This window comes from Terrisporobacter muris, assembly GCF_024621905.1.
Lineage (GTDB): Bacteria > Bacillota > Clostridia > Peptostreptococcales > Peptostreptococcaceae > Terrisporobacter > Terrisporobacter muris.
This window is the reverse complement of the sequence record NZ_JANKBY010000108.1, coordinates 1-10,720: the sequence shown is the minus strand read 5'-3', so window position 1 is coordinate 10,720 and position 10,720 is coordinate 1. Positions and strand designations below refer to the sequence as shown.

10 protein-coding genes are annotated in these 10,720 nt (G+C 28.0%); 8 read left to right on the top strand and 2 right to left on the bottom strand.

The features are described from left to right. A partial coding sequence (locus NSA58_RS09970; RefSeq protein WP_257560422.1) for a sensor histidine kinase occupies positions 1 to 541 on the top strand: 541 nt, incomplete at its 5' end. A 65-nt stretch (positions 542 to 606) separates the two neighbouring features. Here the strand turns inward: NSA58_RS09970 and NSA58_RS09965 are convergent. Beyond that, positions 607 to 975, bottom strand: a complete 369-nt coding sequence (locus NSA58_RS09965) for a zinc ribbon domain-containing protein (RefSeq protein ID WP_039679993.1) — start codon at positions 973 to 975, stop codon at positions 607 to 609. Positions 976 to 1,163: 188 nt separating this feature from the next. On the opposite strand from NSA58_RS09965, the gene NSA58_RS09960 reads away from it, so the two are divergent. The 7 genes from NSA58_RS09960 (at position 1,164) to NSA58_RS09930 (ending at position 9,109) form a co-directional block, all read left to right on the top strand. Next, complete coding sequence (locus NSA58_RS09960) at positions 1,164 to 1,823, top strand: YitT family protein (protein ID WP_039679994.1); 660 nt, start codon at positions 1,164 to 1,166, stop codon at positions 1,821 to 1,823. 171 nt (positions 1,824 to 1,994) lie between these two features. Next, positions 1,995 to 3,422, top strand: a complete 1,428-nt coding sequence (locus NSA58_RS09955; protein ID WP_039679995.1) for an NAD(P)/FAD-dependent oxidoreductase — start codon at positions 1,995 to 1,997, stop codon at positions 3,420 to 3,422. A 3-nt stretch (positions 3,423 to 3,425) separates the two neighbouring features. Beyond that, entirely contained in the window at positions 3,426 to 4,325 is a 900-nt protein-coding gene (locus NSA58_RS09950) for an NAD(P)/FAD-dependent oxidoreductase (RefSeq protein WP_039679996.1), read from the top strand. A gap of 218 nt (positions 4,326 to 4,543) precedes the next feature. Beyond that, positions 4,544 to 5,404, top strand: a complete 861-nt coding sequence (locus NSA58_RS09945) for an NAD-dependent epimerase/dehydratase family protein (RefSeq protein WP_039679997.1) — start codon at positions 4,544 to 4,546, stop codon at positions 5,402 to 5,404. 157 nt (positions 5,405 to 5,561) lie between these two features. Further along, positions 5,562 to 6,017, top strand: a complete 456-nt coding sequence (locus NSA58_RS09940) for an S-ribosylhomocysteine lyase (RefSeq protein WP_039679998.1) — start codon at positions 5,562 to 5,564, stop codon at positions 6,015 to 6,017. A gap of 1 nt (position 6,018) precedes the next feature. Next, positions 6,019 to 6,726, top strand: a complete 708-nt coding sequence (locus tag NSA58_RS09935) for a vitamin B12 dependent-methionine synthase activation domain-containing protein (RefSeq protein ID WP_039679999.1) — start codon at positions 6,019 to 6,021, stop codon at positions 6,724 to 6,726. Continuing rightward, positions 6,710 to 9,109, top strand: a complete 2,400-nt coding sequence (locus NSA58_RS09930) for a homocysteine S-methyltransferase family protein (RefSeq protein WP_139045085.1) — start codon at positions 6,710 to 6,712, stop codon at positions 9,107 to 9,109. The genes NSA58_RS09935 and NSA58_RS09930 overlap by 17 nt, the downstream gene beginning before the upstream one ends. A 231-nt stretch (positions 9,110 to 9,340) precedes the next feature. Here the strand turns inward: NSA58_RS09930 and NSA58_RS09925 are convergent, their stop codons facing one another. Then, positions 9,341 to 10,570 carry an aminopeptidase gene (locus NSA58_RS09925; RefSeq protein WP_039680000.1) on the bottom strand — a complete coding sequence of 410 codons (1,230 nt, stop codon included), beginning with the start codon at positions 10,568 to 10,570 and terminating at the stop codon, positions 9,341 to 9,343. Positions 10,571 to 10,720: the final 150 nt, after the last annotated feature.

Sequence of the window (10,720 nt, the reverse complement as noted above, 5' to 3'; positions counted from 1 at the left end):
AATTAATATAATTGAAGATATAGTCTTATCTACAGCAGATTATATAAAAGATATAAATAAAAGTATAACATTTGATACAGAAGAAGAAGAGTTAATTCTAGCATGTAATCCAGATGCTATAGAAAAAATAATTTTAAATTTAATTTCTAATTCCCTTAAGTTTACAAATGAAGACGGTGAAATTCATATTGATATAAAAGTGAATCATAATGAAAAGAAACTATTTGTTCATTTAAAAAACAATGGTCCTGCTATATCAGAAGAAGATTCGAAAAAGATATTTGATAGATTTGTTCAAGTGGACAATCATTTAAGAAGAAGTAGTGAAGGTAGTGGAATAGGATTATATCTAGTTAAACGCTTAATTGAAATGCATGATGGAGAAATATGGTTAAATACAGATGTTGAGAGTGGGGTAGAATTTATTTTTTACATTCCCATAAAAACAATAAATAATGAAGACGTAGTTGTCCACTCAATAGAGGATCACTCAAAGATAGATAAATGCAATATAGAATTTTCAGATGTATATTCTTTATAAAATAAAAGATAATGACAATTGAACAAATTAAGTTCAACTGTCATTATCTTTTTATTACTCTAATTCTATAATTTTTGTCCGCATTTAGGACAATATTGAAAATCTTCATTACCTATGTATCCACAATTAGAGCATTTATTCACAGTAGGTTGGTTATAATTTACTAGTTGCAAATCATTTTCTGAAATTAATATGTTATCTCCTCTGTTTATTCTTACTCCTATATCATTATCTAAAATATAAATACTATTACAACAAGTATTTTTTACAAAGTATTTTTTGCTCCATTTAAAAATGGGAATAAAGAAAAAACTAAAACACATATAAGTCATATAAACTTCCATTTTTCCAAAGGCACCACACCTAGGGCAAACTATACTTTGAACATAATCTAACTTCTTTTCTCCATTAGATATACCACCAATAAAAAACATATTATCAACTCCCATATCAATTATATCATAGGATAAAATTGTTAATTAATTATATAAAAATGAAAAACAGTAAATAAAATGACTATTTACCACTAAAAAACTAATATATTTTATCCAAATATGTAGTATAATATATTCTTAAGTTGTAAAAATATATAACTTTTTTAATATGAAAGGGAATTTAAAATATGAAAAAAAATAATAATTTAATATCAACTATAAGAGACTACATTACCATAACAATTGGAGTAATATTAGTAGCATTTGGAATACAATATTTTTATGCACCAAATGAAATAGCAGGTGGTGGCTTAAGTGGATTAGCTTTAGTTATTAGTAACTTCGTTCCTGTACTATCAGTAGGAACTATTATATTTTTAGGTAACTTAATATTATTTGTAATAGCGTTTGTACTAGTAGGTGGAGATTTTGGCATGAAAACGATATATGCAAGTTTTGCATTATCATTTGTAATGGACTTTATGGAGAAGGTAATGCATTCTTATGCATTAACGAATAATTTATTATTAGCAGTTGTAATGGGTACTGTAGTAATAGCAGCGGGTATAGGTATTACTTTCGCGATAAATGCTTCAACAGGTGGAACGGATATACTAGCAAAAATACTTAATAAATATTCTACTATTAACTTGGGAATATCTTTATTGTTAGTTGATTTAGCTGTTGTTATATGTGGAGCTTTAACATTTGGACTAGATAAAGGATTTTATTCTTTATTGGCTGTTGTCATGAATGGATTAGTAGTTGATAGAGTAATAATAATGATAGAGAAAAAACAAAAAGAAAAAGCTAATTTAAATTCTGAAGAAGAGAAGTTAGCTGTTTAAGATAAAAACGTATCAATAGTATTGATACGTTTTTTTTATGGTAATAATAAGTATTTTTCATAATAAAACATATGGAAAATAAATCCTTAGAGGATTATAATATTGAAATATCGATAAATTTGAAGGATTTAGTAAATATTAAATTTAACAATAATTTAAGGAGGAATGGTTTTGAAAGACGTTGTAATTATAGGTGCTGGTATAGTAGGTTGTTCTATTGCCAGAGAACTATCTAAATATAATTTAGGTGTATTAGTAATAGATAAGAATCAAGATGTTTCAGAAGGGATATCTAAGGCAAATAGTGGGATTATACACGGTGGATATAATGAAAAAAAAGGAACATTAAAAGCTAAATTAAATTTAGAAGCCAATAAAATAATAGATTCTTTAGCTGAAGAATTAGAATTTCCTTTCAAAAGAAATGGTTCCTTAGTATTAGCTTTTAACGAAGATGAATTTAAAAAATTAAAAGAACTAAAATCCAACGGTGAAGATTTAGGAATAGAAGAGTTAGAAATTTTAGAAAAAGGTGAAGTTTTAGATTTAGAGAAAAATATAAATTGTGATGTAGTAGGAGCCTTACATATAAAGAATTCAGGTATAGTAAGTCCTTATGAAATGACCTTGGCTTTTGCTGAAAATGCGTGTGAGAATGGAGTAGATTTCTTACTAGGACATGAAGTAATAGATTTGAAAAAACATAAAGACTATTATACTCTGATTATAAAAGATAAAGAGCCTATAGAAACAAAAGTAGTTATAAATGCAGCTGGATTAGGTGGTGCATTTATAAATAATTTAGTAAGTGAAACTAAGTATGAAATAGAAGGAGTAAAGGGAGAATATTGTTTACTTGATAAAATAGCAGGTGAACTTTGTAAAAAGACTTTATTTCAAGTACCAAATGTGTTAAGTAAAGGAGTATTAGTTACTCCAACAGTAGATGGAAATTTACTAATTGGGCCAAACGCTACTCCTAGTGATGCTGACGATATAAAAACTACAAGAAGTGGAATAGATGAAATAATATATAAAAGCAAAAAGACTATGGAAAAAATACCTTTTGATAGAGTTTTAAATACTTTTAGTGGAATAAGGCCTAAGGTGAAAACACAAGACTTTATTATTGAAGAGGTTAAGGATGCTAAAAACTTTATTAATGTAATAGGAATAGATTCTCCAGGTTTAACTTGCGCTCCAGCTATAGCTAATTATGTAATAGATTTAATAAAAGAGAATCTAAAATTAGAAGAGAAAATAAACTTTAAAGCTCATAGAACAAAAATGATAAGAATGAGTGAACTTAGTATAGAAGAAAAAAATAAATTAATATGTTCAAACCCTACTTATGGGAAAATGATATGTAAATGTGAATTTGTTACAGAAGGTGAAATAATAGATTCAATAAAAAGACCTTTAGGAGCAAGAACTTTAGATGGAGTAAAAAGAAGAACAAGAGCGATGATGGGAGGGTGTCAAGGAATTGGCTGTATGATACCTATAAGCGCTATTTTAAGTAGAGAATTGGATATAGACATAAGTGAAGTTAATAAAGATGTTGAAAATTCTTCAGTAGTAGGATTTAAGGAGGATTAACCTATGGCAGTATATGAATTAATAATTGTAGGTGGCGGTGCAGCAGGTATGCTTTGTGCCATAGAAGCTAAAAGATTGGGTATAAAAAATGTATTATTAATTGAAAAAGATAATATACTTGGAGGAGCATTGTGTCTAGGAAATTACAATATAAGTAATGAGTTAAAGATTACAGGAAAATTTTACAGAAAATATTTAATAGAAGAATATGAAAGATATAACATTGAAACAAAATTAAATACAATGGTATTAAAGATTGAAGAAAATAAAGAAGTTCTTTGTACAAGCCCAGCTAATGGAATTGAAAAGATAAAAGGTGATAAAATTATATTAGCAAATGGAGCAAAAGAAGGATCTAGAAAAGCTATAGCTATGGTGGGAAGTAGATGTTCAGGCATATATACTGTAGGAATGGCAAAGAAAATTTTTGCTATGGACAATATAGTACCAGGTAGAAAAATACTTATAAATGGTTGGAATACCTTATATATGATTGAGAAAGAGCTAAAAAGAAGCAATGTAGAAATTGTAGGAATTATTTCAGACAAAGAAGACATAAACACTTATGGATTAACAGAAAATATTTATTATAATTATGAAATATCAAATATACAAGGTAGAGGTAGAGTGGAAAAAGTAATTTTAAACAATGGTGATGAAGAAATAGAAGTGGCTTGTGATACAATATTATTTGCAAAATCGCAACTTTCAGATGGATTAGTTGCTATGAGAAGTGGAATTAAATTAAATCCAGATACTACTGGACCAGAAGTTAATGATGAATATATGACTTCAAAAGAAGGGGTATATGCTTGTGGAAATGGCATTTATATTCATAATTATATTGAAGAAATAGAAAGAGAAAGTTCATTAATAATCGAGGAAATAATAAATAATAAATAAAGAAAAGGATGAAATGTAATTATTTTATATTTCATCCTTTTCGACTATAAAAATCAAATTTTTCAACTTAATTGTATACTATTTTTATGATAGAAAAAACAATGTGAAAAGTATAAAAATAATGAGGAAAATTAAAAAAATAACAAAGCATATAATGAGATAAAACTATGATACTATATATAAGGAACTATTATGATATAAAGGGGGATGTATTGTAAATGTATTCGGTTTTAATTATGGGAGGTAGTGACTTTGTTGGTTCATCATTAGCTAAGTACTTAATTAAAAAGAAATATGATGTGGACATAATGACTAGAGGAATTAGATCAATCGATTATGATGGGATAGGAAAACATCTGATTTGCAATAGAAAAAATGCAGATGAAATGAAGATGATTTTAAAAGATAAGAAGTATGATTATGTTTATGATATAAGTATAAAGAATAAAGAAGATGCAGAAATACTTATTGAAAATTTAAATAGTGAAGTGTTAAAAAAGTATATAGTCATATCATCTCAGGAGAATAATATTAAAAAGGAAGAACTGAGGATAGATGAATTTATTAAGAATACGCCCATTCCTTATATTATAATTAGACCATCTAATATATATGGAGATAAAAATAAAATATCCAAAGAAGAATATTTTTTTCATAAAATAGAAAAATCAATTCCAATAAAAATCCCTAAAAACAGTAATTTAAAAGCACAATTTATTTATATAGATGATTTTGTAAAGGTATTATTTAGCTTAATAAAAACTACTTATGTTAGAGAAATATATAATGTAACAAATCCTCAATTAATCTCATTAGAGGAATACATTAATACATGTAGTGAAATTGTAGGAAAAGAAGCTAATATTAAATATATTGATGCAAATATTATTGATGCAGATATAAAACAAAAGTTTGAAAGAAATTACTTAGATATAGATAAAATAATACAGCATGGATTATATATTCCAAATATATTATTAAGTGATGGAGTATCACTCTTATATGATTGGTATAAAAAAGTTTACCAAGAGAAAATAAGTATAAAGGATAAAATAGAAAAAGTATTACAAATAGGATAAAACAAAGATATTACTAAGCCTTTACCATGAAAAAGTGGTGAAGGCTTTTTGTCTAAAAATTAGAAAAATTTATGAAAAAAGTAAAAAATAATACTATAATAATATTAATGTTATTTTAGGATAATATATTAACAATTTGATATAAGGAGTTTGGAATATGGAAAAAGTAGAAAGTTTTAAATTGGATCATAATAAAGTAAAAGCACCTTATGTAAGAAAATGTTGTGTGCTAGATGGAAAAATGGGGGATAAAGTTAGTAAATTTGACTTAAGATTTTTACAGCCGAATGTGGAAGCTTTTGGGACGGCAGCTATACATGGTTTAGAGCACTTATTAGCGACATACTTAAGAGAAGAAATGGATAACATAATAGATTTATCTCCAATGGGATGTAGAACAGGTTTCTATTTGATAATGTGGGGGGACGTAGAGCCTAGCTTAGTTAAATTAGGATTGGAAAGAGCTTTACAAAAGGTGATAGACTGTAAAGAGATGGTAGCAGCTTCTGCAGTAGAATGTGGAAACTACAGAGATTTATCACTATTTGGGGCACAAGAGTATGCAAAAAAAGCATTGAAAGAAGGGTTCTCTTTAAATATTTATGGAGAATAATATGAAGGATAATATTAAAAATTTAATTGAAATAGATGAGAGGGAAGTTTTAAGATATTTACAATATAAGGATCAAGATATAGAGAGTGATTTATCAGATAAAATTAAACAGTGTATAAAAAAAACAAAAGAAATTATAAATCCTAGATTTGTATTTAGAAAATATGGAGTAAAAAAATCAAAATTTTTTAATAAAAAGAATGAAGTTTATTTGGAGGGGTCTAATCTTATTTTACAAAGTGATGATGTATATAATTTGTTATTAGAATGTGACGAATGTATATTAATGTCTGCTACTTTAGGGTTAGAGGTAGAAAGAGAGATTAGAAAATTAACTTATACAGATTTAACAAAAGGAATTATAATAGATGCTTGTGCTACAACAGCAATAGAAGAAGCTTGTGATATAGTACAAGATAATATAGCGAAACAACTATTAAAAGAAGATAAATATATAACCTATAGATATAGCCCAGGATATGGAGACTTATCTATAGAAAAAAATTCAGATATTAATAATCTATTAAACAGTCAAAAAGAAATAGGATTAACTGTAACAGATAGTGGAATAATGATTCCTAGAAAATCTGTAGTAGCTTTAATTGGAGTTTCTCATAAAGGAATTGGTAATACTAAAAAATCTTGTGAGAATTGCAATAATAGACATAATTGTGATTATAAAAAGGAGGGCGATGGTTGTGGGAATTAAAGAATATCTAAAAGATAATTTACTAATATTTGATGGTGCAATGGGAACAATGCTTCAAAAAGAAGGCCTTCCTATTGGGGATAACCCAGAAATATTTGGAATGAAAAATCCTGATAAATTACTGAAAATACATAAAAAATATTTAGAAGCTGGTTGTAATGTATTAACTACAAATACATTTGGATGTAATGAATTAAAAGTTACTAAACTAGGATATACAGTAGAAGAAATAATTGATAATGCTATTACAATAGCAAAGCAAGCAATAGGTGAAAGTGATAAAAGCAAGCCTAGATTCGTGGCGCTAGATATTGGACCAATAGGAGAAATGTTAGAACCTATGGGAACATTATCTTTTGATAGAGCTTATGAAATATTTAAAAGACAGGCTATACAAGGCGAAAAAAGTGGTGCTGATTTAATTATAATAGAAACAATGATGGATCTTTACGAGGCTAAGGTTGCAGTTCTTGCAGCAAAAGAAAATACAAATCTACCAGTTATATGCACTATGACATTTGATGAAAATGGAAGAAGTTTTACAGGATGCTTACCTGAGGCTATGGTTGCTACTATAGAAGGATTAGGAGTAGATGCTCTTGGAGTGAATTGTTCTCTTGGTCCAAAACAGCTTTTACCAATAGTAAAAATAATTACAGAGTTAGCAAATGTTCCAGTAATAGTTCAAGCAAATGCAGGTTTACCTGTAATTGAAAATAATCAAACAGTATATAAAATGACTGCCAAGGAATTTTTCCAAGGAGTAAAAGAGTTTGTTGATTTAGGAGTATCTATTATAGGTGGATGTTGTGGAACTAATGAAACTTTTATTAAAGAGATTTGTAATAATATAGATCAGTTACAAAAGAAAGAACCTAAAAGAAGAGAATCTACAATTGTGTGTTCTGCTGCTAAATATGTTGATATACAAGGGCCTGCCATAGTTGGAGAAAGGCTAAATCCAACTGGAAGACAACCACTGATAGATGCGTATACTAGTGGAAGCAATGATTATGTAATAAATCTAGCACTTGAACAAAGTAAAGAAGGTTCGGAAATTCTAAATGTTAATGTTGGAGTACCAGAATTAGATGAAGAAAAAGCTATGAAAAGAGTGGTAAAGGGCATACAAGAAGTTGTAGATACGCCTTTACAAATAGATTCATCAAATGTAGCGGCCTTAGAAGCTGGTCTTAGATATTACAATGGTAGAACCATAGTAAATTCAGTTAATGGTAAAGAAAAGTCCTTAGAAACAATATTACCTCTTGTTAAAAAGTATGGAGCTTGTGTAGTAGGTCTAACTTTAGATGAAGAAGGAATACCAAGTACTGCAGAAGGTAGATTTAATGTGGCAAAAAAAATAGTTGAAAGAGCAGAAGAATATGGAATAAAAAGAAAAGATATTTTTATAGATTGTCTTTCTCTTACAGTATCAGCCCAACAAGATGAAGCTATGGAAACTATAAAAGCAATAAAAATGGTAAAAGAAAAATTAGGTTGTAAAACTATATTAGGTGTTTCGAATATATCTTTTGGTATACCTAATAGACAGGGATTAAACAATACCTATTTAAATTTGGCACTGGGATCAGGTCTAGATTTACCTATAATAAATACAGAAGATAAAGCAATGGTAGAGTCTGTATATGCTTACAAAGTAATAAGTAATATGGATAAAGGTTGCTTAGAATATATTGAAAAATTTAGAGATGTTTCAAAAGATAATAAACAAAAAGAAAGTAAAAATCATGATAATTTAACATTGGAAGATGCTATTGAAAGAGGATTAAAAGAGGAAGCTAAGGATTTAACTTTGCAAATTTTAAGTTCGAAAGATGAGCACTACGTTTTAGATGAAGTTTTAATACCAGCTTTAGATGTGGTAGGATCTAAGTATGATAAAGGTGAGTTATTTTTACCACAAATGATACAATCAGCAGAAACGGTAAAAGTTTCATTAAATATTATAAAAGAGAGATTGAGTAAGAATAATAATACATCTTCAAAAGGAAAAATAATAGTTGCTACTGTTCAAGGCGATATACATGATATTGGTAAGAATATAGTAAAAATAATGCTTGAAAATTATGGATATGAGGTTATAGACTTAGGTAAAGATGTTCCTATTGAGGAAGTAGTAAAAAGAGCTAAAGAAGAAAATATAGAGCTTATAGGCCTTAGTGCTTTAATGACTACTACTGTAGAAAATATGAAAAAAACAATATGCGCTTTAAAAGAAAATGGTATTAATGCAAAAGTGTTTGTAGGTGGTGCAGTAGTTACAGAAGAGTATGCACAAAAGATAAATGCAGATTACTATTCTAAAGATGCAAAGTCTGCAGTAGAAATAGCTAAAATAAATTTTAACAATAAAATATAATTGAAAAAAAATATGAAAATATGTTAGAATAGAGAAGCAGTTTATAATTTTATGTACTAAAAATAAGTAAAATATATATTATAAATTGTGTTAATATGTTAATATTAAATAATAACTAATCTATTGCTTAGATTAGACAAAATTAAAAATTTCTCGTCAACATAAAAAGAGGCTATTTGATAGCCTCTTTTTGTTTTAAATAAAGTCAATTCATTAATAAATAATTTAAGTTTAAAACGCCCAATTTCCATCTTTAAAAATTTGTATTGTTTCTCCATTATGAGTTTCTCCAACTATATCTAAGTCAGGAGAACCAATCATAAAGTCAACATGAGTTAAACTATCATTGATACCATATTTGTCGTATTCTTCTTTTGGTAAGTCAGCGCCACCTTTTATACAAGTAGCATAAGCTGAGCCAAGAGCTAAGTGACAAGAGGCATTTTCATCGTACAGTGTATTGTAAAATACTACATTTGTATCTGATATAGGTGATGAATAAGGCACTAGGGCTACTTCACCTAAGTAGTGAGAACCTTCATCTGTTTCAATAAGGTTCTTTAACGTTTCTTCACCTTTTACAGCAGAGCATTCTATAATTTTTCCGTCTTTAAATGTTAAAGAAAAATCATCTATAACATTTCCACCATAAACTAAAGGTTTAGAGCTATGTACAACACCGTTAACTTGGTATTTATGAGGAAGAGTGAAGATTTCCTCTGTTGGCATATTTGGATTAAAGTTAACTCCGTTAGGATCTATAGAAGCGCCACTTTCCCAAGTATGATTATCAGGTAAACCTATAGTTAAATCTGTTTTAGCTGATTTATATTTTAATGTCTTAAAATTCTTTTCATTTAAGAAGTCAGTTTTTTCTTTTAAATTTTCATTATGTTCATGCCAAGCAGAAACAGGATCATCATTGTCTACTCTTGTACATTTAAATATTAAATCCCAAAGTTTTTCTACAGCTTCTTCCTCTGATACATCTGGGAAAATCTTATGAGCCCAAGGCTTTGTTGGAACAGAAACTATGCTCCATTTACACTTGTCAGTTAATGTGTAAGATCTCCATTCTTTTAAAGCTATACCAGAAGCCTTTTGATAGTTAGCTATTCTTTCAGGATCTACATCTTTAAGTAAATCAGGGTTAGCAGCATGAATACTTAAGAAAGCTCCTCCTTCTTTTGCTATATCTACATATTGATCTGATACCCAGTGAGGAAACTCATTGAAAACTTCATCTGGTGCATATAAATATCTCGATAAAGAGCATTGTTCATCTGACCACTCGACAAATACGTTTCTAGCACCATTTTTATAAGCAGATTTAACAGCAAGTCTTACAAAATCAGCACACTCAATTGGAGTTCTAATAAGTAAAGTTTGGTTTGGTTGAATATTTACGCCAACCTTAATTGCTAGTTCAGCATATTTTTCTAAATTTCTATTAAAATCCATTTTAATCCTCCTGTTACAAAATATTCTAATAACATTATAACATTATATTATAGTTTTAATCATATTAATAATAATCATGCATAAACTTATTATAGTAGTTTCATGAAATAAATATTTTTATAAAAAAACTGTACAAAAACAAAATATTAT

What these genes read in the sequence shown, in the direction of transcription:
- NSA58_RS09965 (WP_039679993.1), bottom strand. Translation starts at nt 975, where the DNA reads ATGTTTTTTATTGGTGGTATATCTAATGGAGAAAAGAAGTTAGATTAT.
- NSA58_RS09935 (WP_039679999.1), top strand. Translation starts at nt 6,019, where the DNA reads ATGAAGGATAATATTAAAAATTTAATTGAAATAGATGAGAGGGAAGTT.
- NSA58_RS09960 (WP_039679994.1), top strand. Translation starts at nt 1,164, where the DNA reads ATGAAAAAAAATAATAATTTAATATCAACTATAAGAGACTACATTACC.
- NSA58_RS09950 (WP_039679996.1), top strand. Translation starts at nt 3,426, where the DNA reads ATGGCAGTATATGAATTAATAATTGTAGGTGGCGGTGCAGCAGGTATG.
- NSA58_RS09940 (WP_039679998.1), top strand. Translation starts at nt 5,562, where the DNA reads ATGGAAAAAGTAGAAAGTTTTAAATTGGATCATAATAAAGTAAAAGCA.
- NSA58_RS09925 (WP_039680000.1), bottom strand. Translation starts at nt 10,570, where the DNA reads ATGGATTTTAATAGAAATTTAGAAAAATATGCTGAACTAGCAATTAAG.
- NSA58_RS09930 (WP_139045085.1), top strand. Translation starts at nt 6,710, where the DNA reads ATGGTTGTGGGAATTAAAGAATATCTAAAAGATAATTTACTAATATTT.
- NSA58_RS09945 (WP_039679997.1), top strand. Translation starts at nt 4,544, where the DNA reads ATGTATTCGGTTTTAATTATGGGAGGTAGTGACTTTGTTGGTTCATCA.